This is a genomic window from Arthrobacter sp. sptzw32 (assembly GCF_059089735.1).
Genome location: NZ_JBNHEZ010000006.1, coordinates 248687 through 271835 on the forward strand (window position 1 = coordinate 248687; position 23149 = coordinate 271835).

24 protein-coding genes are annotated in these 23149 nt (G+C 65.0%); 10 read left to right on the plus strand and 14 right to left on the minus strand.

Annotated features, from left to right (window positions below):
• Positions 1-28 precede the first annotated feature (28 nt).
• Entirely contained in the window at positions 29-709 is a 681-nt protein-coding gene (locus AC5RVN_RS13545) for a TetR/AcrR family transcriptional regulator (protein WP_494138289.1), read from the minus strand.
• Between the two features lie 138 nt (positions 710-847).
• Between AC5RVN_RS13545 and AC5RVN_RS13550 the strand changes: the two genes are divergently transcribed.
• Together AC5RVN_RS13550 and AC5RVN_RS13555 are read left to right on the plus strand one after the other, a co-directional pair.
• Complete coding sequence (locus AC5RVN_RS13550) at positions 848-2233, plus strand: flavin monoamine oxidase family protein (RefSeq protein ID WP_494138290.1); 1386 nt, start codon at positions 848-850, stop codon at positions 2231-2233.
• A gap of 107 nt (positions 2234-2340) precedes the next feature.
• A complete protein-coding gene (locus AC5RVN_RS13555) occupies positions 2341-2823 on the plus strand; it encodes a pyridoxamine 5'-phosphate oxidase family protein (protein WP_494138291.1) in 483 nt (160 codons plus the stop codon).
• On the opposite strand, the gene AC5RVN_RS13560 is transcribed toward AC5RVN_RS13555, so the two are convergent.
• On the minus strand, positions 2824-3423 hold the full coding sequence (locus tag AC5RVN_RS13560; RefSeq protein ID WP_494138292.1) for a DUF6919 domain-containing protein: 600 nt from the start codon (positions 3421-3423) through the stop codon (positions 2824-2826).
• Between the two features lie 73 nt (positions 3424-3496).
• Positions 3497-4096, minus strand: coding sequence for a hypothetical protein (locus AC5RVN_RS13565; protein WP_494138293.1), 600 nt, complete (start codon positions 4094-4096; stop codon positions 3497-3499).
• Positions 4097-4249: 153 nt separating this feature from the next.
• On the opposite strand from AC5RVN_RS13565, the gene AC5RVN_RS13570 reads away from it, so the two are divergent.
• Positions 4250-4630 (plus strand): VOC family protein, encoded by a 381-nt coding sequence (locus AC5RVN_RS13570; protein ID WP_494138294.1) that lies wholly within the window; start codon positions 4250-4252, stop codon positions 4628-4630.
• Between the two features lie 12 nt (positions 4631-4642).
• Here AC5RVN_RS13570 and AC5RVN_RS13575 read toward each other — a convergent pair whose 3' ends face one another.
• A complete protein-coding gene (locus AC5RVN_RS13575) occupies positions 4643-5047 on the minus strand; it encodes a DUF5997 family protein (protein WP_494138295.1) in 405 nt (134 codons plus the stop codon).
• Here AC5RVN_RS13575 and AC5RVN_RS13580 point away from each other — a divergent pair.
• A complete protein-coding gene (locus AC5RVN_RS13580; RefSeq protein WP_494138296.1) occupies positions 5010-5846 on the plus strand; it encodes a LysR substrate-binding domain-containing protein in 837 nt (278 codons plus the stop codon). The two genes, AC5RVN_RS13575 and AC5RVN_RS13580, sit on opposite strands and share 38 nt — an antisense overlap.
• 67 nt (positions 5847-5913) lie before the next feature.
• On the opposite strand, the gene AC5RVN_RS13585 is transcribed toward AC5RVN_RS13580, so the two are convergent.
• Genes AC5RVN_RS13585 through AC5RVN_RS13595 form a run of 3 tightly spaced genes read right to left on the minus strand, consistent with a single transcriptional unit; the run spans position 5914 to position 7867 of the window.
• Positions 5914-6621, minus strand: coding sequence for a DUF3618 domain-containing protein (locus tag AC5RVN_RS13585; protein WP_494138297.1), 708 nt, complete (start codon positions 6619-6621; stop codon positions 5914-5916).
• Positions 6618-7049 carry a phage holin family protein gene (locus tag AC5RVN_RS13590; RefSeq protein ID WP_494138298.1) on the minus strand — a complete coding sequence of 144 codons (432 nt, stop codon included), beginning with the start codon at positions 7047-7049 and terminating at the stop codon, positions 6618-6620. Before AC5RVN_RS13590 ends, AC5RVN_RS13585 begins: the two co-directional genes overlap by 4 nt.
• Positions 7046-7867 (minus strand): hypothetical protein, encoded by an 822-nt coding sequence (locus AC5RVN_RS13595; protein WP_494138299.1) that lies wholly within the window; start codon positions 7865-7867, stop codon positions 7046-7048. Before AC5RVN_RS13595 ends, AC5RVN_RS13590 begins: the two co-directional genes overlap by 4 nt.
• A gap of 270 nt (positions 7868-8137) precedes the next feature.
• Here AC5RVN_RS13595 and AC5RVN_RS13600 point away from each other — a divergent pair, with 270 nt between their 5' ends.
• Positions 8138-8668, plus strand: a complete 531-nt coding sequence (locus AC5RVN_RS13600) for a MarR family winged helix-turn-helix transcriptional regulator (protein ID WP_494040247.1) — start codon at positions 8138-8140, stop codon at positions 8666-8668.
• Between the two features lie 383 nt (positions 8669-9051).
• On the opposite strand, the gene AC5RVN_RS13605 is transcribed toward AC5RVN_RS13600, so the two are convergent.
• Together AC5RVN_RS13605 and AC5RVN_RS13610 are read right to left on the minus strand one after the other, a co-directional pair.
• Positions 9052-10188, minus strand: coding sequence for a baeRF2 domain-containing protein (locus tag AC5RVN_RS13605; RefSeq protein WP_494138300.1), 1137 nt, complete (start codon positions 10186-10188; stop codon positions 9052-9054).
• 187 nt (positions 10189-10375) lie between these two features.
• Positions 10376-10711 (minus strand): hypothetical protein, encoded by a 336-nt coding sequence (locus AC5RVN_RS13610; protein ID WP_494138301.1) that lies wholly within the window; start codon positions 10709-10711, stop codon positions 10376-10378.
• Positions 10712-10764: 53 nt separating this feature from the next.
• Between AC5RVN_RS13610 and AC5RVN_RS13615 the strand changes: the two genes are divergently transcribed.
• A complete protein-coding gene (locus tag AC5RVN_RS13615) occupies positions 10765-12426 on the plus strand; it encodes a 5-oxoprolinase subunit B/C family protein (protein ID WP_494138302.1) in 1662 nt (553 codons plus the stop codon).
• Between the two features lie 34 nt (positions 12427-12460).
• On the plus strand, positions 12461-13297 hold the full coding sequence (locus tag AC5RVN_RS13620) for an alpha/beta fold hydrolase (protein WP_494040252.1): 837 nt from the start codon (positions 12461-12463) through the stop codon (positions 13295-13297).
• A gap of 49 nt (positions 13298-13346) precedes the next feature.
• Here the strand turns inward: AC5RVN_RS13620 and AC5RVN_RS13625 are convergent, their stop codons facing one another.
• A complete protein-coding gene (locus AC5RVN_RS13625) occupies positions 13347-14603 on the minus strand; it encodes a D-arabinono-1,4-lactone oxidase (protein WP_494138303.1) in 1257 nt (418 codons plus the stop codon).
• 373 nt (positions 14604-14976) lie between these two features.
• Here AC5RVN_RS13625 and treS point away from each other — a divergent pair, with 373 nt between their 5' ends.
• Positions 14977-17175: a maltose alpha-D-glucosyltransferase gene (gene treS / locus AC5RVN_RS13630; RefSeq protein WP_494138329.1), complete on the plus strand. Its 2199-nt coding sequence runs from the start codon at positions 14977-14979 to the stop codon at positions 17173-17175.
• Between the two features lie 75 nt (positions 17176-17250).
• Here the strand turns inward: treS and AC5RVN_RS13635 are convergent, their stop codons facing one another.
• The 3 genes from AC5RVN_RS13635 to AC5RVN_RS13645 all read right to left on the minus strand — a co-directional run bounded on the left by AC5RVN_RS13635 (position 17251) and on the right by AC5RVN_RS13645 (position 19768).
• Positions 17251-18549: a Y-family DNA polymerase gene (locus tag AC5RVN_RS13635; protein ID WP_494040254.1), complete on the minus strand. Its 1299-nt coding sequence runs from the start codon at positions 18547-18549 to the stop codon at positions 17251-17253.
• A gap of 9 nt (positions 18550-18558) precedes the next feature.
• Entirely contained in the window at positions 18559-18990 is a 432-nt protein-coding gene (locus AC5RVN_RS13640; RefSeq protein ID WP_494138304.1) for a LexA family protein, read from the minus strand.
• Between the two features lie 73 nt (positions 18991-19063).
• Positions 19064-19768: an alpha/beta fold hydrolase gene (locus AC5RVN_RS13645; protein ID WP_494040256.1), complete on the minus strand. Its 705-nt coding sequence runs from the start codon at positions 19766-19768 to the stop codon at positions 19064-19066.
• Positions 19769-19928: 160 nt separating this feature from the next.
• On the opposite strand from AC5RVN_RS13645, the gene AC5RVN_RS13650 reads away from it, so the two are divergent.
• Together AC5RVN_RS13650 and AC5RVN_RS13655 are read left to right on the plus strand one after the other, a co-directional pair.
• Entirely contained in the window at positions 19929-21497 is a 1569-nt protein-coding gene (locus AC5RVN_RS13650; protein WP_494040257.1) for a sodium-dependent transporter, read from the plus strand.
• On the plus strand, positions 21494-21631 hold the full coding sequence (locus AC5RVN_RS13655) for a methionine/alanine import family NSS transporter small subunit (protein ID WP_494040258.1): 138 nt from the start codon (positions 21494-21496) through the stop codon (positions 21629-21631). The genes AC5RVN_RS13650 and AC5RVN_RS13655 overlap by 4 nt, the downstream gene beginning before the upstream one ends.
• Positions 21632-21665: 34 nt before the next feature.
• On the opposite strand, the gene rsgA is transcribed toward AC5RVN_RS13655, so the two are convergent.
• Positions 21666-22805, minus strand: coding sequence for a ribosome small subunit-dependent GTPase A (gene rsgA, locus AC5RVN_RS13660; RefSeq protein WP_494040259.1), 1140 nt, complete (start codon positions 22803-22805; stop codon positions 21666-21668).
• Between the last annotated feature and the right edge of the window lie 344 nt (positions 22806-23149).

Consider the following 23149-nt stretch of genomic DNA (forward strand, 5'->3'; position numbering starts at 1 on the left):
TTACCGGGAGAGGGCGTATCCATTCGAATCACCCCCGCAGCGCGCCCAGTCCGGAGATCAGCGCTTCCAGTCCCAGTTCGAACGCCACGTCCGCCGAACGCGGGCCCCCGGAAGCACTCCGCACCGCCGCTGTGAAGTTCGGAGTTGACTCCGCCATCGACCCCGGGTCAAAGATGTCCTCCGGCGCCGTGACGTCATACGCGGAACCGAAGATGAACGACTCAAGCGCCACGATGGACGAGACGATCCGGGACTCGGGGAACCCGTCGTCGAGGAAGCCTTTGCTCACGGTCTCGTACATTGCCAATGTCTGCGGCGCGTCTGTCACCGGAAGGACGGCGATTACCGGAATCAATGGGGTGTGTTCGGCGAAGACATTGCGGTAGCTCCATGCCCACCGTCGGACGGCGTCCTCCCACGGCGCGGCGCCAAAATCGGAAACGTCCACCAGGGAGGTGAGGTGGTCCTCCACCAAGAGCAGGACGTCCCGTTTCGAGGCTACATGGTTGTAGAGGGCCGACGGCGCCACATCGAGTTCCTTGGCCAGGCCCGCCATGGTCAGTCCGTCATAGCCCTTACGGTTGATCAGCTCCAGTGCGGCCGCGGTGATGCCCGCCTTATCCAGCAGCGCTGCCGAGGGCCGCCCCGCACGCCTTCTTGCGCCGGCTTTTCCGGCGGCGCGTCCCTGTACGGCTGGTACTGCCGGCATTCTTGGCCTTCCTCTGGTGGTCTCCAGCATTATTCCACCCGGCACTTCCGGTCCCGGCCCCCAGAAGCTATAGTTCTAATAAATGAATGCCGTTCATTTATTAGCTCCCGATACGGAAGGGAGCGCAGAGAGGACATCATGCTGAACCTGAACCGCGACGTCGTTGTCGTCGGAGCCGGGCCTTCCGGACTCACCGCAGCCCGGGAACTAAAAAGGGCGGGACTGACCGTCGCCGTCCTCGAAGCGAGGGACCGCGTCGGTGGCCGCACCTGGACCGACACCGTGGACGGCGCCATGCTGGAGATTGGCGGCCAGTGGGTTTCCCCGGACCAGACCCTACTCCTGGACCTCCTCCAGGAACTGGGCCTGGAGACCTACCCGAGGTACCGCCAAGGCGATTCGATGTTTATCGGCAACGACGGCGTCCCCGTCCGTTACTCCGGCGACTCCTTCCCGGTGGACGCGGAGACTCAAGCCGAGATGGACAAGCTCACCGCACTGCTGGACGGACTTGCTGCAGAAATCGGCCCCGCCGAACCCTGGGCCCACCCCAAGGCACGGGAACTGGACACCATCTCCTTCCATCACTGGCTCCGGCAGCACTCCGCCAACGAAGAAGCCTGCAACAACATTGGCCTGTTCATCGCCGGCGGCATGCTCACCAAGCCCGCCCACGCGTTTTCCGCCCTGCAGGCAGTGCTAATGGCCGCCTCCGCCGGTTCCTTTACCCACCTCACGGACGAGGACTTCATCCTCGACCGCCGGGTAGTGGGCGGCATGCAGCAGGTCTCCCTGCTGCTCGGGCAGGAACTGGCTGACGACGTCGTCCTCAACTCCCCGGTGCGCACCATCAACTGGGAACCTGACGCCGACGGCGGGCACCGCGTCAGCGTCATCTCCGATAGGGCCACCGTCAACGCCCGCTTCGTGATCATGGCCGTGCCGCCGAACCTCTATTCGCGTGTGTCGTTCAACCCGCCGCTGCCGCGCCGCCAGCACCAGATGCACCAGCACCAGTCACTTGGCCTGGTCATCAAGGTCCACGCGGTCTACAGCCGCCCGTTCTGGCGGAACTCCGGCCTGTCCGGCACCTGCTTCGGCGCCGGGTCCCTTGTCCAGGAGGTCTACGACAACACCAACTACGGCGACACCCGCGGCACCCTGGTGGGCTTCATTCCGGACGAAAAGGCCGACGCTGTCTTCGAGCTCGGCGCCGAGGAACGCAAGAGCGCCGTCCTGAAGTCAATCGCCGGGTTCCTCGGCGCAGAAGCCCTGGAACCCGAGGTCTACTACGAGTCGGACTGGGGCTCGGAGGAGTGGACCCGCGGAGCCTACGCCGCCAGCTACGACCTCGGCGGACTCCACCGCTACGGCAAGGACCAGCATGCCCCGGTGGGGCCCATCTACTGGTCCTCCTCCGACCTGGCCGCCGAAGGCTACCAGCACGTTGACGGTGCCATTCGGATGGGCCGCCACACGGCTTTCCGCATCCTCGAAGCAGCCAGGGTAGGTGTGCCCGCCTAAGCACTGTGGGACGCAGGAAAAGTCCGGCGGGTGGATTCTAAGCATGCTTACTATTAGGCTGGATTGCATTGGGGAGCGTCCCCGCACGCAGACGAACGAGGTGAAATATGACTGACACCGAGAGCATCAGCAAGGTCACGGACATCATTAACGATTCCCACATCGGAATGCTGACCACCGTCAACGAAGAAGGCGCGCTCGTCAGCCGCCCGCTGGCCGTCCAGGATGTCAAGGACGACGGCGACATGTGGTTCTTCACGGGCCTTGGCACTTCACAGGTTGCCCATGTCCGGGCTGACCCGCGCGTGAACGTCTCCTTCGGAAAAAACACCGAATGGGTGTCGGTGGCAGGGACCGCCGAGGTGGTAACCGACCGGGAAAAGATCCGCGAGCTGTGGAACCAGGCGGTTGAAGCATGGTTCCCCGATGGCCCCGACACCCCTGAGGTATGCCTGCTGCGCATCGATTCCGACTCCGCCGAGTACTGGACCAGCCCGGGCGGCACGGCCGCGACGGTCTTGCAGTGGGTCAAGTCCAGGGTCACCCACAGCCGGATGAGCGTGGGCGAAAGCGGCACCGTCGAACTGTAGTTACGAGCCGTTCAGGGCGCCGAGGACGGCGGGCAGCAGCACGTCATCCCGGCCCCAGAACGGGTCCAGGATTTCCACGTACCAGGAATCGGCCAGCAGCAGCGCCAGGGTTTCGTTGGTTTCGTCGGCCCAGTCTTGGATCTGCTCCTCCGTGACGGGGTTCTCGCTGGACCCTAGGACTGTCACCACCTCGCCGCCATCCACCGTCACCGGGATGGCGGCGTTGCTGGACTCGCCGGGGGAGTGGACCACGGTGACGAGTTCTGACCGGGTGGAGAGGGCCAGAAGTTGGGCAGCCACCTCCGCACTGCAAAAACCGGTCACGTACTGGCGCTGGGCAAGGCCGGCGTAACGGAGTCCAGGTTGCGATTCCTTGGTGAACAGGCCGTTCCGGTTCAGTTCCGCAAGCGCGACGGCGATCGTCACGGTCTCGGCGTCGAAGCTGGCCGTGAAGGTGGCTGGCTGAAATTCACTGTGCCCTTCGAGCCAGCGCGCGGTCAGTTCGCCCGCGGCCGCGAGCGTGGTGGCCTGGCGCCAGGCTCCCCGGTCCTCCAGCCGCCTGCCGAACCGGTCGCGGTCTTCTGTTTCTCCAGGCTCCATCCTCGGATGCTACGGGGGTCCGCCGCCGGACTCCAGCGGCCGCGACACAGCAGTTAACGCGCCGGAGAATAATTTAGGGGCCGGTTGCCGGGATTCCTGCCGCGCGTTCAGCCTCCGCGAGGGCACGGCCAAGACGTTCGACGGCGGGCGGGTACCCCTGCTGTCCCGCAGCCCGCAGCTGCTCCGCCTCCCGCATAGCTTTGATGACGGCGGCCGTCTCCGGCAGCCGGACATCGGTCATCCCCGGGTAATCAATGCAGTACGCAGGATCCAGCTCGTACCGGCGCCAGCGTTCCAGCAGCACGCCGTGTTCAGCCTGCGCGGCTGTGTGCAGGGGCAGGTACTCCCGGCGCTGCCGGCGAACGGACAGCCAGGCCGCCAGCCTTGGGCTTCCCCGGTAGGCGGCGGCGCCGGCGGCCACGGCCGCGCCGGCGAGGAAGAGTCCCGCCCAGGCGGACGTGAGGGCGGGAATGAGCAGCGCGGGCAGGGCAACAGCCGAGCCGAGGAAGAGGTCCCAAAACAACTGGTCCGAACGCCCAGGTTCTGCCTCCGGCGCGGCCAAAGCCCGCCGTCGTACCAGGAAAACGGTGGCCGCGACACTGGTGACCAGCACAGATCCGCATAACAGAAGGATCCACGCCCCTTGGAACAGGGATTCTGCGACCGCCGCCACGTTGCACCTCCACGTCCACAGGCCCGGCGGGAAACGCCGGGCTGGTCCTTCCATTCCAGCGCCTCGCCACGCCACGGTCAATGGCCACGGAAGTCCCAAGCAGGGGAAGCAAAGGGGCTATCCGGCCTGCCCGCCGGGCCGTACCTTGGGACCATGAGACTCAAAATGTGCAGCATCCACGTCCAGGACCCTGCGGCCGCCCATGCCTTCTATACGGAGACTCTCGGCTTTGAGACGCTGATGGCCATGCCCGAGTACAACCTGTTCATCATCAAGGACCCCGGCGCGGACGCAGGATCAGTGGGCCTGCTCCTGGAACCCAGCGACAACCCGATAGCCGCGGACTACATGAACGGGCTGCACAAAGCCGGCCTGCCTGCAATTGTTTTTGGCGTCCCGGACGTTCAGGCGGAGTACGAGCGGCTGGTGAAGTCGGGAGTCAGCTTCAAGAGCGGACCGGCCGAAGACCCCTCCGGAATCAGCGCAGTGTTCGACGACGGCTGCGGCAACTTCATCCAGCTGCACCAGGGCTGAGTTTCCGCTGAATTACTCGGCCTGGGCGCGGGCCCGCTTGGCGTCCTTCTTCGCGGATTCTTCCTTCACGCGCTGTGCTTCGGCCCGGACTGCTGCGTGTGTGGCGCGCTCGCTGACCAGCCACGCGGGGGGAGCCTGGAGCAGCGAGGTGATTTCCGCCGTCGTCAACGCTTCCTCCACGCCGCCGCGGGCCAGGCCGCTGATGGACACGTTCAGCTTCTGGGCCACCACGGGCCGGGGGTGCGGGCCATTGCGGCGCAGCTCGGCCAGCCACTCCGGCGGGTTGGCCTGAAGCTCGGCGAACTCGGCGCGGGTGATGGCTGAATCCTGGAACTCCTGCGGTGTTGCGGGCAGGTAGATGCCAAGTTTCTTGGCAACGGTGGCCGGCTTCATGGACTGGGAGTTTGCAGAGGTCATGCTTCAAGGGTATCCGGGCGGACGGTACTGTGAAGACGTGCCCACCGACAACACTCCCCAGACAGACGCCGGTCCTGCAGGCTCTGCCCACCCGGCTGAACCGGACGCCCCCCGCGTGCTCCGCATCGCCTACGTTGCGGGAGTGACCCCCGGCAAGTGGATCCGCCGGTGGGAAGAACGGGTGCAGGACGTTCCCTTGCAGGCATTTATGTCCGACGACGGCGCGCAGGTTGAGGTGCTGCATGACGGTTCAGCGGACCTCAGCTTCGTCCGCCTCCCGGTAGAGCGCGAAGGCCTGAACGTGATTCCGCTGTATGAGGAGCAACCTGTGGTGGTTGCGCCCAAGGGACACGAGATTTCGGTGTTCGAGGAAGTGGCATTGGAGGACCTGGACCAGGAGGCATTCCTCGATGTTGCCACGCTGGGTGGCCCGGAGGCTGCGCTGCAGGTGGTGGCCACCGGCGCCGGCCTGGTAAGTCTACCCATGTCAGTGGCCCGGCATTTCAACGTCAAGGACACTGTCGCGAGGCGGCTTACGGGCGCACCCGCCACCGGGATAGCTGTTGCCTGGCCTGTTGATTCCACGGATGAGGTCATCGAGGAATTTATTGGAATTGTCCGCGGGCGTACTGCCCAGAGTTCCCGGCAGCCCTCCGCCCAACCTGTTAAGGCGAAGAAGGAGCCGAAGCCGGACCGGCGTGGCAGCGGTACCAAGAAAGCTCCGAAGGTGGCCCAGCGCTACGCGCCCAACCCGGACAAGGGCCGGGGCAAAGGTTCCCGGAAGAAGGGCAAACGTTAGCACCTGCCCAGGAGACGCAGAAAGGCCGGCTCCATACGGAGCCGGCCTTTCTGGTACCTAAACGTTCTTAGGTGTTTTGGACGTTGGTTTTGGCGTCGGTGGCGCGGTCTTTGACGTCGGTGACGGCGCTTTGGCCTTCGTTTTTGACGTTTTGGGCGGCGTCAGTGGCGGTGGCCTTGACGCTTTGCATGGCTTCCTGGGCTGGTTCCTTCAGGTCCTGGACGACGTCTTTGGCGGCGTCGGTGACCTTTCCGGCCAGGGGTTCGGCAGCGGTTTTGAGCTGCTGGGCCGCTTCGCGTTCTTTCTGGCTGGCCGGGATCAGGGAGGAGATGAGCATCCCGGCGCCGAACGCGATCAGCCCGGCGGCCAGCGGGTTGCCCTGGGCCTGGGCTTTGACCTGTGCCGGTGCGTGGGAGATCGCGGTTCCGGCGTCGGAGAGTTTGGCGCTGACGTTGTCCTTGGCCCCGTGCAGGGTATCGCCGGTACTGTGCAGGGCGTTCCCGGTGTGCCCGGTCCCGGAGGAGACCTTGTCCTGGACTGTGGAGGTGGCCGAGGTGACCTTGTCCTGGACGGTGGAGGTGGCCGAGTCTGCTGCTCCCATGATTTTCTCCTTAACCCCGCTGACCGCGTCCTTCACTGTGCTTGTGACTTTGTCGGTCTGGCGCTGGACAACGTTGGCCGGGGTGACCTTGTCCGCGACCGCGTCGACGTTGGTGCCAAGGCGCGCACGGGTTTCTTCGATTTCCTGACGGATTGCATCCGGGTTATCGCTCATCGGTTTACCTCACCTGGTTTTAGGGTTGGGGGAATTTCAGAAAGTGTTTCGCCCGTCTGGGGCAGGCCCTGGATCTGCTTGAGTTCCTTGCGGCCGATCGATGCCAGGACCGCGGCGATGATGCCCCAGATCACGGCGACGATCACAGCGGCCCAGCCCAGCGGCATCAGCGCGCCGAGGGCGAACATCAGGCCCAGAGACAGGAACACCAGGACGAAGTGCCCGGCCACGCCGGCGCCGGCGAGCATCCCGCCGCCCTTGCCTGCCTTCGTGGCGGACTGCTTCAGCTCGGCCTTGGCGAGGGCGACTTCCTGGCGCATCAGGGTGGACAGGTCCCGGGTGACATCACCGAGCAACTCACCCAGGGACGTGTTGTCCGCCTTCACATGCGCCTCACTCGGAGCAGGCTCCGGAATAGAACTACTCACAGGTGGCGTCCTTCCCTCGTCTGGTAGGGGTCATCCTCGAACCGAAGGGGCGTGTCCGCTGCGGTGCCCGAGGGCAGGGAGGCTGTAGAGACCGGCGCTCCGGCACCTACAACGGGCTCGTCGTAGAGGTCTGTGCTGGTTCCTGCGGCGAACACAGTCTCCTGCCGGAGCGGCGCTGCCTGCGGAACCCCGACCGGCCGTTGGGCCGGGAGGGACTGCGCGGACCCGCTCTGGGAGCCGGCAGCTCCGGCGGTGAGCCCACGGGTGAGGCGGCCTGCGAGGATGCCGGCGCCTGCGGCCAGGAGCAGGAAAGTGCCGGGCTTGTTGCGGGCGAAGGTCTGGACCTCGCTCAACAGCGAGGCCGCATCCTTGTTCTCAACCCAGGAAGCAATAGAGGAGGTACGGTCAGCGGCCTGGCGGATCAGGTCACTGGCAATGCCCGGCTGATCCGGGGCATCAGCCATGCTCTGCAGCTGGCTGGAAATGGTGCGGATCCCCTCGGCAGCCTTCTGCTGCTGGGTGCCGGCCTGGCTGGAAAGCCCTGACTTGGCCTGCGACAGCAGATCCTGCGCACTGGACTTCGCCTCGGAAGCGACGTTGGCCACTTCTTCCTTCGCGGTCTGCGCCACACCCTGCGCCGCCGATGCTGCCTGGCCGGCCACATTCGACGCCTCTTCCTTGGCGGCCTGCTTCTTGGAGCTGGTGCCGGAATCCTGAGTGCCTGTGGTGGCGAAGGTGTCTTCAGCGCCAACCTCTGATGCGCCGTACGGATCGGAAACAGCAGGGTTGGGGGTCTGGGGCCATTGGTTCTCTGTCATCATGCTCTCTTTCAGAAAGGCTCAGCTTGCGATCAAGAACCAGCGATGCTGGCTGTCGTTAGTAAGCAGGGTTACTACTTAGATACTAAGCACACTTCCCATTTGGTTTGCAAGGGGTGTGTTTTTGGGCCCGGCATATGGCCTTGCTGGTGGAGGCGATAGTAAGCCTACTTGCGAACCGGATGCTAAGCATGCTTATTGTAGGTAGGTAGCGACGCATGAAGGGGTGATGGCACCCGCACTTCGCCACCTACAGGAAGGCCGCGGCCGATGACCAGCAATCTTGATCCGGATGCCCGGAACAGCTACCGCCTTATTACGCTGGCGGCGCGTCTGGTTCAGCGGCGTCAGGATGATGCTCTGGCGCCCCTAGGTTTGACCCGGGCGGCTGTCATAGCGCTGGAAGGGCTGGCCGCCGGGCCACTGAACCAGGAGCAGCTGGCAGAAGTGGTCCGGGTGCAGAGCCAAACCCTGGGCCGGGTGCTCACCCGGCTGGAGGCGTCCGGGCATATCAGCAGGAACCGCCATGCGGCGGACCGCAGGCAATTTAAGGTCGAACTCACCCAGGCCGGCAAGGCAGCACTTGAGGCCGCGCGACAGGCGGAGATTGATGCCTACCCGGATGATCCGGACATCTCCTGGGCGGTCCTGCAGGAGGAGCTGTCGAAATTTATCCGCGCGCTGCCGGCTGGCCGGGATCCGGAAGTGGTTCCCTTCGTTGCCCCCGAGCACAGGAACATGCGCCGCCCCCACGGCGGACGGGCCGCCGGCGTGCGCGGCCTGGACCAGCCGCGTCAGTGACAGCAACGAGGAGGGCGGAGCTGTTCGGCCCCGCCCTCCTTGCTCTTCTCTATTTGTTGTTCTCCTGGTTCCCAGTGGTATCGTTGTTGTCCAACAGCCCCCGCTGGGCAAGGTCTGCGGCAGCTGATGCTTCGGGCGGCAGCGGATCGGTAGCCGGCGGGACATCCCTGGTGCGTAGTCGGCAAAACCGGCCGCAACGCGCTCCTGGTCCGCTGCTGCTTCGTATACGTCGTCGTCTATGTCTTCCGGCATCTTGCCGTGGCCCGTCCGGGTGGGGTTCGGCAGTGCATCCTCTTGAGGGATGATGACACCACCGGGACAGGGTCCTGGTTTTCATTAGAAGTTGCCATAATTCACCTTCCTCGCGCTTGCGTTATTTGCGTTCAGGATGACGGCACCGTTGGGCCGGTGGGCCACCGGAGCAGGGCGGCCACGTTCACGCCGTCCGGCAGGACGGGGCCGGGGACCAGCAGAATCCGGGCGTCGGTGAGCGCAGCGGCCCGGAGCAGGGCTGCCGGTGCGGGGACGCTGCCCAGGACATTGGCGTTCAGCGATTCTTCCTCGGCAGTGGCAATCCACGGCTCTGCGTCAAGTGCCAGCAAGGTCCGTTCCGAGAGGGCGGCGTCGTCCAGAATCAACACGTCCACCTGTGCCTGCTGCAGTGCGTGCACCACTGCGCCGATTCCGGTGGCGGACTCAGGATTCGCCTGGCCCTCCTGCATGGCCAGCCGCTCCATGATGTCCTGCTGTTCGGCGGCCCACTGTTCTGCCACCCGCTGGTTGACCTGGTCCTCGAGGAGAGTTTGGTCGGCACCCGCTGTATGCGTGTGCGAATCCACCATTGACACCAGGGCCTGGCTCGCCTTGGAAAGTTGCTCCTGCACCAGCCTGCGGGCGTGGATATCTCCTGCGAGGACTATCAGCCGGGCACCGCTGCTGCCCGCCACCCGGTCGATCTCTTCAGCCACCTGGTCGGCATTGCGGCGCCAGACATCCTCGGTGTGGTGCTGGAAGCGGAGGTGGGCCCAGCCCCCGCCCTGGAACTTGCTGACGTGTTCGCTTTCGCCCTGCACCTCCTGGGTGCTGGCAGGAGCACCGGCACCGGCGTAGTGCAGCCGGATCTCCCCGTGTTCGCGGCTCACTTCGGCCACTACATAGGGAAATTCCTCGGGCCGGTGCTTGATAAGGGGCAGGAGGTCCGGGACGGGATCCACCGAAATGCGCTCTGCCCCTATGCGGTCTCCTGCGAGGACCTCGTTAAGCTCCGCCTTGCCCTGGTGGACCAGGACGAACCTGGAAACGGGGGCGGGAACCCCTGGTTCGGGCTGCAGGGCCTGCTCAATGGCGTCGAGGTCCGCTTCGGTTGCACCCGCAGCTTCCAGCGCGGCCCTGGTGTTGCCGGGCCGGACGTCGGCCGCCTCGAGGGTGTCAACGGTGCCGGTTCCCGCGTCCACGTATGCAGTGCACCAGGGGCCTGCCATCCTGTACAGGTCCGCGTACTCCTTCATGCTGCCGGTCATCGTGCCGCCTCCCCTTTACGGGTGAAGCGCGGAGCTGCAGCGGGTTTAAGGATGTTGGGGTGCGGGTCAGCTTGTTCAGCCATGACGATCTCCTTCGCACGTGATTAGTATCACAGGCTTACTAGTTCGTCAGTTCACCGTAGCACCAGGACGCGGCGGCTAAAAGGGGGTGTGGAGGGATCCGCGGTTAGGCTGCGCAGGCATCCTTCAGGGCCTGGACGGACTCCGCCGGCACCTGGTCCCCGGCCTCCGCAATCTGGCCCAGCGGCGTCGTAATTTCTGCCGGGACACCGGCCGTACGGGCAGCTGACACCAGGCCGCCGAGCACCCTCTTGTCCTCCACGCTGACAACACCGTCCTGGATCACCGCGCAAACCTGCCGGTTTACCTCGTCGGCGGCAGCCGTAGCTACCTTTGAGGCGGCGTCGCTGGCAGCATTGCCGGCGGCTTCCTCTACGGCACCGCAGCCGGCAAGCAGCAGCAACAAGGGGACGGCGGACAGGGCGGCAAGGCGGCGGTTCATGCCTCCAGCCTAGCAATCGCCATCGCCGGCGTTCCGCGTACTATGAGGTTCCTATGGAGCCATCGCCGTCTGCTTCCGGTCCGCCGGCTTTCCCCGCCCAGTCCACGGGACTGAAGGTGCTGTCCGTGCGGGCCGTGGGCACGGCCGCGGTCCTCGCCGAGCTTTCCGGACTTCCGGCGGTGCTGGCCCTGCAGGCATTACTGCTGAAGCAGCCGCTGCCAGGCCAGGTGGATGTCCTGGCAGCCGCCGAAACAGTGCTGGTGACGGCGGAATCTGCATGCATGGCCCGGGCTATGCCGGCGCTCCTGCTGGCCTTGGATCTGGCGGTGGAGGCCCGGGCGGAGGGCAGGCTGGTGGACATCGATACAGTGTACGACGGTGAAGACCTCGCCGAGGTGGGCACGCTGACCGGGCTGGGACCGGACGGGGTTGTTGCCGCGCACAGCGGACAGGTATGGACAGTGGCCTTTGGTGGTTTCGCTCCCGGTTTCGGGTACATGGTGGGCGAAAACCAGGTGCTTGAGGTCCCGCGGCAACCCTCGTCCCGGACGGCTGTCCCGGCGGGCTCGGTGGCGCTGGCCGGAATCTATTCCGCGGTGTATCCGCGGCAGTCACCCGGCGGCTGGCAGCTGATCGGCCGAACATCTGCCCGCATGTGGGACCTGGGCCGGGAACAGCCCGCGCTTGCCGCTCCGGGGGACCGGGTCCAGTTCCGGCCCGTCCGGGACCTGATTGAGGTGGCGGCTTGGGCTGCTGCCCCCACCGCTGCTGCCTGGGGCGGGGACGCTGCCGGGAAGGCCACGACCTCAGGGCTGCGCATTCTGTCACCGGGGCTGCAAAGCCTTGTCCAGGACCTCGGCCGCCCCGGGCGTGCCGGCTTGGGGGTTGGTGCTGCCGGCGCCCTGGACCGTTCCTCCTTGCGCCGCGCCAACCGCTTGGTGGGTAACCTGCCGTCGGCCGCGGTGGTGGAAACCGTGGCAGGGGGGTTGGCGGTGCAGGCTGTCGGCGACCTGATCATGGCTGTTACAGGAGCGCCCGGGCAAATCTCTGTCACTGGGCGCCGGGCCAATGAGGACTCCCAGGAAGAGAATTCGTACGTGCAAAGGAATATAACCGTCGCGGAACCTTTTGCGTTGCTTGACGGTGAAGAACTGGTGATCGGCCCACCGGAACGGGGATTCCGAAGCTACCTTGCCGTCCGTGGCGGCATCGAGGTGGAGCAAGTCCTTGGTAGCCGTTCCACCGACACATTGTCCGGCCTCGGTCCCGCTCCGCTGAGGGCGGGAGACGTCGTCCCTGCCGGCAACGCCACCGTGTCCCAGGCCGTCAGCAGTCCGGAGCTGCAACCCGATTTCCCGGGTCAGGGTGTGACCGTGCTCGATGTGGTGCCCGGGCCGCGGGAGGACTGGTTCGACGCCGCCGAGGTGGAATCCTTCTATAGCCAGGAGTGGGAGGTCACTCCGCGGTCCAACAGGGTGGGGATGCGCCTGGCGGGCAATGCGCTTCAACGGAGCCGGGAGGGAGAGCTGCCCAGCGAAGGTACCGTGTCCGGCGCCCTCCAGGTTCCGCCGGAGGGCATGCCGGTCCTGTTCCTTGCCGATCACCCTGTCAGCGGGGGATACCCCGTCATTGGCGTGGTGGTGGACCACCAGCTGGATCTCGCGGGGCAGGTCCCCATCGGTGCCCGCATCCGGTTCCGCCGGGTGGAAACCTGAGGCTGGGATGGCCCGACAACGGACGGAGGACCAGATGTCTGAGCAAGTGACGGCAGCGCCCGATACAGGGTTTGCCCCGGTCAACGGACTGCAGTTGTACTACGAGCTGCACGGGGCCGGCGGCACGCCGCTGCTGCTCCTGCACGGCGGGCTGTTCGACATCGAGCAGCAATTCGGTGCGTTGCTGCCGGGCTTATCGGAAGGCCGCAGGGTTATCGCCACGGACTTTCAGGGTCACGGCCGGACCAACGACATCGACCGTCCACTGAACACCCGCGACCTGGCCTCCGATGTCCTCGGACTCCTGGATTACCTGGACGTCCCGCAGGTGGACGTCTTCGGCTTCAGCGTCGGGGGAGCGGTGGCGCTGCACCTGGCGGTTAACCACCCGGAACGCGTCCGCAAACTTATCGCATCGTCCGTGTCCTTCCGGCCCGAGGGCGACAGGGGGGAAAACGCCGGAGAAGTGTCCTCGATGACGGTCGACATGATCGCCGGCACCCCGATGGAACAACGCTACCTGGCCGTTTCTCCCCATCCGGACCGCGAGCACCTGCAGGGGCTGTTGGACAAGCTCGGTGGCTACGATGCCGGCGCCAGCGGATGGAGTGACGACGAGATCCGCGGCATCACCGCTCCGACCCTGATCACGGTTGGTGATTGCGACATGGTTAAGCTCGAGCACGCTGTGCGGTTCCTGCAGCTGCGCGGGGGAGATGTGAACGGCGACTTTGAGGGCGTGCCGGCGTCCCAGCTGGCGGTTTTTCCCGGTACGACACATTTTTTCGGGCTCTCCAGGACGGCTTTGGTGCTGGACGTAGTCACCACGTTCCTGGACGGGCCGCTGCCTGCGGGCTGGCAGGACCGGTAATTAACCAAAGGGTCCGACGGCGGGTGGACGCCCGCCGTCGGACCCTTTGTCAGCGGGCGCTAGCAGCCGGGACGCTGAGGATCGAATCGAGCAGGCCGTTGCGGAACTTGCCCTCGGGATCATGCCCGGCGGCGATCGTGCGGAAGTCGGCGAAGCGGGGGTACAGCGTCTCCCAGTCGTGGCCGTCGGGGGAGAAGAGCTTGCCCCAGTGCGGACGGGCGCCAAAGGGCTTGAGCAGGTTCTCGAGTTCCGGGAGGACAGCTTCCACCTCGGCCTGCAGGGGCTTCCAGGTGAAGTGCAGGGCAACGCTTTGCTGCTGGTAGAAGGGGCTCAGCCAGAATTCGTCCGCGGCTCCGGTTCGGATTTCCGAGACAAACAGCAGCGGTGCGAGCCGGTCCGCAAGGGTGCGGACCGCCTGCAGGGCTGCCGGCGCGTGCTTCAGCGGCAGGATGAATTCGCTCTGGAGTTCCTCGCCCTTGCTCGGGGTGAACTCGTGCCGGAAGTGCGGCAGCCGGTCCAGCCACTGCCCCGGCTCATCAAGCTGGATGGTGCAGTTCTCGGCTGACATGTCAGGCAGCGGGTGCCTGGCCTGCCGGGCGGCAGTGGCGCCGTACAGTTCTTCCAACGCGGGCTGCGAGTCCAGCGCCTTGAGCCACACCTGGCTGATTGTGTCACCGGCGTAGTCCGTAAAAAGGCTCACGCTGTACGCGCTGGACATGAGTTCCGGGAAGTCCGCCAGCGCCCGGTCCCACGGCAGGTTCTCCAGGACCCGCTGGCGCATGCGAAAACTGGGTTGCACGGCCAATTCGAGCCCGGTAACAATTCCCAACGCGCCCAGTCCCACCACACTGGCCAGGAACTCGTCGCCGTCCCCGCGCGAAAGCGTGACCGATTCGCCCGAGGGCCGGACCAGATCCAGGGACTGCACCGCTTCGGCCAGCGACGGATTGTTTACTCCCGAGCCGTGGGTTCCCGTCTGCACGGCACCTGCCACGGAGATATGAGGCAGTGATGCCAGGTTGTGAATGGCGAACCCCGACTGCTCAAGGGTGCGGCACAGGGTGCCGTAGCTGACGCCTCCACTGACCTTCACGGTGTTGTTCCCGGGATTCAGCCTGATGTCACGGGGCAGGGCATCAAGCAGCACGTGCACGCCGTCAGTGTCGCCCACGCGGTTGAAGGAGTGGCGTGATCCCAAAGCCTTGACCCGGCCCGCCCGCTGCACAATACGTGCCAGCTCCGCCACAGACTCCGGCCGTTCAACGGCGGCGGAGGAGTATTCGAGGTTTCCTGCCCAGTTCTTCAACTAAATCAACTTCCGGTGGGGATGGGTGACGGCCTCCTCAACTGTCAGCGCTCACAACCGGCAAGTCAAGACGCTCGCCGCCGGCTGTGCGCAGGCCCGTGCAACACGTTTGACGGTTCCGTTGCGTCCAGTGCATGTCCATGGGCCTTCCCGGGTACGGACTCCCTAAGCCGCCGCTCACCGAAATTCATCGCCCGCCGCCGTTCGGCCGGGGGTTGAATCATGGCAGAGTGGAATGAAGTCGAGTTGAGGGAGGAACTCAGTGTCTGAACTGGGAAAAGCTACCGCCAGTGTCTCTGAGGGGGATGCAGTGGAGCCAGCGGAGGAGGCCGGCGGTGTGACTGAATTGGAGGCGGCCGAAGCTGCAGAGCTCATGGAGGCCCACGAGGCGCCGGAAATCACCTTCGATGAGAAGTTCTACCCTGCACGTCCCAAGGCGCTGCGGCCTGTGGCCCGCCGCCGGCAGTACTTTGCCAATGCGCCGTCGCTGGAACTCGACGGTCTCAACAAGACGTATGTGGAGTGGCTGCGGAACCAGGCCATGCTTGGCGACGCCAACGTCATGGCGCGGCAGCTGTCAGGGCAGGCGAGCATGTGGCAGCACTCCTTCGCGCACCCCAACCCCCGGTCCGCCGTCGAACGCGCCTCGGTCTGGTTCACAGCCTATCCGCTGTCCTTCATGACGACGCCGGGACAATCCTTCCTGGGGGCGCTCGGCGACCCGGAACTGTGGAAGACCTTCCGTGAGATCGGCATCCGCGCCATCCACACCGGGCCGGTGAAAAAGGCCGGCGGGCTGCAGGGGTGGGCAGAGACGCCCAGCGTAGACGGCCACTTCGACCGCATCAGCATGGCCATCGACCCGCTGTTCGGCTCGGAGGACGAGTTCCGCCGGATGTGCGAGGTGGCCGGCGAACATGACGGCACCATCATCGATGACATCGTTCCGGGACACACCGGCAAGGGCGCAGACTTCCGCCTCGCCGAGATGAACTACCGGGACTATCCCGGGATTTACCACATGATCGACATTCCCGAATCGGACTGGCACCTGCTGCCGGACGTTCCGCCCGGCGAGGACTCGGTGAACATCAGCCCTGACGCTGAGCAGGCCCTGCAGAAGGCCGGGTACATCATCGGGAAGCTGCAGCGTGTCATCTTCTACGAGCCCGGCGTGAAGGAAACCAACTGGAGCGCCACCCGGGCCATCGTGGATACCACCGGGCAGAAGCGCCGGTGGGTATACCTGCACTACTTCAAGGCGGGGCAGCCCTCCATCAACTGGCTGGATCCAACGTTCTCCGGCATGCGCCTGGTGGTGGGCGACGCGCTGCACTCGCTGCTGGACCTGGGCACCGGTGCGCTGCGGCTGGATGCCAACGGCTTCCTTGGCGTGGAGAAGAGCGCCGAGGAACAGCCCGGCTGGTCTGAAGGACACCCGCTCTCCGAGGCAGCCAACCAGCTCATCGGCAGCATGGTGCGCAAGGTGGGAGGGTTCACGTTCCAGGAGCTGAACCTCACCATCGACGACATCAAGGCGACCTCGGAAACCGGCCCGGATCTGTCCTACGACTTCATCACCCGGCCCGGTTACCACTACGCCCTGGTCACGCAGGACACCGAATTCCTGCGCCTGACCCTGAAGCTGGCGATGGAGATCGGCGTGGACCAGGCGTCTTTGGTGCACGCGCTGCAGAACCACGACGAACTGACCTACGAGCTGGTGCACTTTGCTACCCGGCACAAGGATGACGTCTTTGAGCTGGGTGGTTCCGAGTTGACCGGCACGGAGCTGACCGAACACGTCCAGGAGACGCTGCGGAACGCGCTCACGGGGGAGAACGGCCCGTACAACGCCGTGTTCACCACCAACGGCATCGCCTGCACAACCGTCAGCGTCATCACAGCGGCCCTGGGCATCAAGGACATTTCCGCGCTTACCGACGAGCAGATTGAGACGGTGCGGGAAGCCCACCTGCTCCTGGCCATGTATAACGCGCTCCAGCCTGGGGTCTTCGCGCTCTCCGGCTGGGACATGGTGGGCATGACTACGCTTGACCGGGCGCAGGTCGCAGAACTTACGGCCCAGGGCGATACTCGGTGGATCAACCGGGGTGCGCACGACCTGATGGGCACCAACGCCGAAGCCACCGTCTCGGCGTCGGGAATGCCGCGGGCCCGCAGCCTGTACGGCCCGCTTCCGGAGCAGCTTAAGGACGACCAGTCCTTCGCCCGGCGGCTCCAAAAGATCCTCAGAGTGCGTGAGGAGTGGGGGATTGCCACCAGCCTGCTCCTGGATGTTCCGGACGTTTCACACCGCGGTCTGCTGGTGATGGTGCACCGCCTGGCATCCGGGCAGATTCAGGTGACCGTCCTGAACTTCTCCGGCGAAAGCATCACCGGCAGCGTCCACTCCACCCACCTGGAGGCCGGCGCCCAGGTGCAGGACCTCTTCACCGAGGAGACGGTGGGCCAGGTGGATGACCTGCACAGTTTCTTCATCGAACTTGGTGCGTACCAGGGCACCGCCCTGTTGATCGAGGATCCGGTCAGCGCAGAGGACGAAGCGTAGGGTTTATGCGCCACCCGGGGTGGTTCCCGGGTGGCGCGCACCAGGCATCAGCATCAACCGAAGGCGTATGCGCCGCTAGGCAGCCTTAACGAGTGGGAGCTCGTCCCAGTGGGTGGTGTACCTGGGGGAGCGCATGCCCCTCTTCATGGCCCAATCTGGGCCGCCGCGGATTCCGGCGTGGCCCAGCCCGATGGAGCCCCGGCCGTACCGGCGGGTGATGTCCTCCAGTAGTGGCCCGATGTGCCTTTCCTCGTGCGGGTTCTCGAAGGGTTCGAGCGGTTTTTGGTTGCCGCTTGGCCGCAGGTCCGTGACCATGATTCCGGCGCGCGCGTACTTGGTGCCGTCGATGACGGCGGGCAGCAGTGCGTGGGCAGCCTTCGTGAGGATGACGGGATCGGCCGTCGGCATGGGAAGCGGAACGCACACCGAGGGAAAGGACGTACCCTGTGGATTGAACTGGGACGTTCCGGCGAACGCGGTGAGTATCTTCGCCTGCAGACCGTGTTTGGCAAGCCGGCCGCTGGCCATCTGGGCGTAGATGCTGAGCACCTGCCGCAGATCCTGGGCTTTGGTAATGGGAGTTGAGAACGAGCGGGAGAAAATCAGCTGGTCACGGCCCACCCGTGCTTCTTCCATGGGGATGCACGGTGTCCCCTGCAGTTCCAGCACTGTACGCATCATCACCACCGAGAAACGATCGCGGATCAGGACGGGATCGGCGCGCTTGAGGTCCAGGATGGAATGGATGCCCATGGTGTTCAGGCGCCTGGTGATCCGCGCCGCCACACCCCAGATCTCCACCACGGAGAGCCTCGCCATCAGTGCCTCCTGCTGCTCCGCGGGCACTGAATCCCAACGGCAGACGCCGCCGAACGCGGGGTTGTGCTTGGCCCACTGGTTAGCCAGCTTAGCCAGCGTTTTGGTGCGGGCGATGCCTACACAGACGGGGACACCGATATTCCGGGCAACGGCAGCCTTTACGGTCCGGCCAAGCTCCAGCAGGTATTCCGGGGTTCCTTTGACCCCCAGGAAGGCTTCGTCGATGCTGTAAACCTCCAGCCAGGCGGAGTACCGGCCCAGCAGTTCCATGACGCGTGCGCTGATGTCGCCATAGAGCTCGTAATTGCTGGACTTCGCAATCAGGCCCCATTCCTTCGCATGCGGGGCGAGCTTGAACCAGGGCTCGCCGGTCGCGATGCCGAGGGCCTTGGCTTCAGGGGAGCGGGTGACGGCGCAGCCGTCATTGTTGGAGAGTACGATCAGCGGTTTTCCCTCGAGGGAGGGATCAAAGGCGCGCTCGGCGCTGGCGTAAAAGCAGTTCACGTCCACGTGCGCAATCTCCGGCATCTGCCGCATGATGGCTGGCCTGGTCATTGATGCCCCTCAGACATGGTGCAGGCATCGGGTTGCGACGCCCCAGATGGTCAGCTCACTCAGCGCGGAAACCTTGATGTCCGGGTATTTAGGGTTCTCGGCCTGCAGCACCACGCCCGTTGCCGTGACGCGGAGCCGCTTGACCGTCAGTTCCCCGTCAAGGACGGCGATCACCACGCAGCCGTCTTTGGGCTCAAGGGCCCTGTTGACGATGAGTTCGTCGCCGTCGCTGATGCCTGCGCGCTCCATGGAGTCGCCGGTGACCCGGACCACGAAGGTGCTGGTGATGTCCTTGATCAGGTGCTCGTTCAGGTCTATCCGGCCGTCAAAGTAATCCTGGGCGGGCGAGGGATAGCCCGCCGCCACCGGCACCGGGGACACCCATGCCAGCTGCAAAGAAAGGCCCGCATTTATCACGCGGGGACCGACAATAACGCCCACAACACACCCTTATTCGAATATATGTTCGATGCTTCGAGTGTACAGCGGCGGGGCGACAATAACGACGGCGTCGTTACCGGGTCCGCTCCACCGCCGCCAGGATGGCACGGCCCAGTTCCGCCGGTTTTGTGAACTGGGGCCAATGTCCGGTGGGGAGGTCCACATACTCAACGTCCCGCATCCGGGCCAGTTCAGCAACGAAGGGGTGCCCCGCGTCGATCCATTCCTGCAGCATTGAGGAAGGAAACTCGCAGGCGATCACAGTGGCGGGAACGCCGTACCGGCGCTCGTCGCCCAGGTGCTGCTGGTCGCAGGCGACGCCTTTGGGCTGGGGGATGGCACGGGCACGGAAGGCGTCGCGCAGCCCGTCATCAAGGTCCACGAGGTCCGCCTCCTCGAAGCTGTCCCACGGCGGAAGTGGCACGTCGTCGCCGTCGGCAGGCAGTTCGTCGTTGATAACGCCCCCTTCGCCAAGCGGGCCGCTGTCCACGTAGATGGCGCGCGCCACCTTGTCCGGCCGCGCATCAAGGGCACCGTGGATGATGGCACCGCCGCCGGAATGCCCCACGAGGACAACCTTGCCCTCCAGGGCATCGATGGCGGACACCACGGCGTCGATATGGTCCTGCAACCCCACCCCGGCCCGGTTGGCTTCCACGGATTCGAGGCCGGGAAGGGTGAGCGGATGCGTCCGGTGGCCGGCAGCGTCCAGGATCGGCGTTACCTCCTCCCAGGATGAGGCGTCCAACCAGAAACCGGGTACCAGGATGATGTCCATGACGGAACCCTACTCCCCGGGCAGGACCAAGGTCCCGCCGCCGTTTCCCCCCTTCCGGGCGGGACTTGCGCAGGGGCTTCCCGGAGGGAGACATCCGCAGTAAAGTCCCCGCATAGCCCACTGAACCGGACATCCACCTCCACGTGAGAGAGAGCTTTCCATGAACCGGCCAGAAACCTCCGCCGAACCAGCGAAGCGCGAGACCTTTTCAACCCGGAGACTCTTTATCCTCTCTGCCATCGGATCAGCAGTGGGACTAGGCAACATTTGGCGGTTTCCGTATATTGCCTACGACAACGGCGGCGGCGCCTTCCTCATCCCGTACCTTGTGGCCTTGCTGACCGCAGGCATCCCGTTGCTGTTCCTCGACTATGCCGTGGGCCATAAGTTCCGCGGCTCAGCACCCCTTGCCTATCGCCGGCTCCACCGCGTTGCCGAGCCGCTGGGATGGTGGCAGGTTCTGGTGTGCTTTGTCATCGCGGCGTATTACGCGGTGATCATCGCGTGGTCCCTGATGTACACCTTTTTTTCCTTTACGGAGGCATGGGGCGACGACGCCGAGGGTTACTTTTTCGGAAGCTTCCTTCAGGTAGCCGACGCGCCGGGAGTCGGGTTCAGCTACGTGCCGTCCGTGTTCTTCCCGCTGCTGCTGATCTGGATGGCAGTCATCATCATCATGGTGGCCGGAATCCGTAAGGGCATCTCACGTGCGAACTCGATCCTGCTCCCGCTGTTGGTGGTGATGTTTGTACTGCTTGTGGTCCAATCACTGTTTCTCCCGGGCGCCGCACAAGGACTAAACGCATTCTTCACCCCGGACTGGTCTGCCCTGGCCGATCCGTCCGTCTGGGCTGCGGCGTACGGCCACATCTTCTTTTCACTTTCGGTGGGCTACGGCATCATGGTCACCTATTCCTCCTACCTGAAGCGCAGGACGGACCTTACGGGTTCGGGCATGGTGGTTGCCTTCGCAAATTCGGGATTCGAGATTCTGGCAGGCATCGGCGTGTTCGCCGCCCTGGGGTTCATGGCCCAGGCCGCCGGGGCGGGGGTCAACGACGTCGTGACCCAAGGCATCGGCCTGGCATTTGTCGCCTTTCCAACCATTGTTTCCCAGGCTCCTTTCGGCGCTGCCATGGGCGTGCTGTTCTTCGGATCTTTGGTGTTCGCGGGAGTTACGTCGCTCATTTCGGTGCTGGAGGTTATTGTCGCAGCGGTTCAGGACAAGCTCGGGTGGGGGCGGGTCAAAGCTTCAGTGGTTGTCAGCGGCCTCGTAGCTGCCGTTTCCCTGGCGCTTTTCCCCACCGCAACGGGCCTGTACCTCCTCGACACCTCCGATGCGTTCGTCAACAGCTTCGGCATCACACTCGGCGCGTTGGTGACCGTGGTGGTACTGGCATGGTTCCTGCGAAAGTTGCCGCTGCTGTCAGCCCACCTCAACACTGTATCAACCATCAAGATGCGCCGGACGTGGATGGGACTGGTGGCCGGTGTGGTGCCGCTCGCGTTGATCTACATGGTGTCAAACGAATTCATCAGCAAGATATCGGCCACCTATGAGGGTTATCCCGAGTGGTTCGTGGGCTTGTTCGGCTGGGGCATGGCCGGTGGACTGGTGGTCTTGGCGCTGGTCCTGACCTTCATTCCCTGGAGCCGGAGTTCGAAAGCGCACCACGACCCGGAGTACCAATCCATGGTGGCCGAGGAGAAGGAGGAGACGTCACGATGACTCCCATCGCCATCACAATGATGATCATCGCCATCCTCACGGTATGGGGCGGCCTGGCGCTGGCGCTGCTGAACCTGAAGCGGCACCCGGAAGACGAGGGCGCGCTGCCCGGGGAGCATGCCCCGGAGCTGTAACTGCCCGGCGGACGGCACCTTACCGGCCGGCTGTTCAGCGGCGTTTGCGTCCCGACCTGTCCTTCCGCTCGGCCGTCTCACGTTCCGCCCACCGTTGGGACTTGCCCGCCGTCACCACCTTTTGATGCCACTCCCGCTGATGGGCGCGCTGGGCGGCGGCGTCGCTGCGGCGGGCCAGGGCGGCCAGCTCGCGCTGCAGCTTCAGGTAGTTGTGCCAGCGGCGTTCATCCAGCCCGCCGTCGGCAAGGGCTTGCTGCACCGCGCAGCCGGGCTCGCTTTGGTGGGCGCAGTCCGCAAACCTGCACTGGCCCGCCAGTACTTCCACGTCGCCGAACATCTCGCCAATGCCGTCCTCGGCGTCGAACAATCCGAAGCCCCGCACCCCTGGAGTGTCCATCAGGACCCTTCCGTTCGGCAGCGGCACGAGTTCCCGCGCCGTGGTGGTGTGCTTCCCCTTGAAGTCGCCGGAGCGCACCTCACCGGTGTGTTGGACGTCGCGGCCCACCATGGCGTTGATGAGCGTGGATTTTCCGGCGCCGGAGGGGCCAAGCAGGACGATGGTGCCGCCTGCCGGAATGTGCGCCAGCACCGCGTCGATGCCGTCACCGTTCCCGGCCGACGTGGTGACCACGTCCACGCCCGCCGCCTGCAAAATGACTTTGCCGACGACGTCGTCCGCCACCTGGGCGAGGTCCGCCTTGGTGATGATGACCAGGGGAGTGGCACCTGAGTCCCACGCCGCGACGAGGGTGCGCTCCAGGCGGTTGTGCGTGAGCGGCCGGTCCACCGGCACCACCACCCCCACCATGTCCATGTTCGCGGCCAGGACCTGCGCCGCCGAGGAGTCCTCGAAAGCCCGCTTGCGGCTGAGCTCCGAACGGCGTGGAAGGACGCCCAGGATCTGGCGTTCACCGGCGCGGTTGGGTCCGATCCAGACCCAGTCACCCGTGACTGCCGTTTCCCCCGTCAACGGATAGGGCAGGTGCAGCAGGTCCGTGCCGGCCGCCACGAGCAGCAGGTTGCGGTCCACGCGGACCACCCGGCCCGCTTCAGTTGCGTCCGGGAGGGGATGGTTTTGAAAGTGCCGGGCGACGGCGGGGGTGTAGCCGTAGAGGAGCGGGCCGTTGACTGGGGTGCAGGTGCTGTCCAGGGCGGTGCCTGAAGATATGTTCACTGTGGTACCTCGGGGAAAGCCCCTGCCCACTGCCGGTCCAGGCCTGGGTGTTGCGCGCTCCGCCGAGGTCAGGCGGGGCCGGTGCGGTACAGGGGAAGCGTTTGGATGATGGTCGCGGAGCGCAATGGGCGCACGGCTGTGACAGTCATCAAAAACACCTCCCTTCCCGCATGGCGCCGGTTCAGGTCCGAGGTTTGCGGCCCCATGGCTTCCGGCTCTGTCCGGCACCTCCCGTTTCGGGGTGCGGATCCGGTCCTACTGTAATTGCAGGCGGCGGCTTCCACCAGAGCTTTGGGACATTCCGCTGGCACCGGGAACTCTGGAAACCAGTGCCCGGCCGCCTG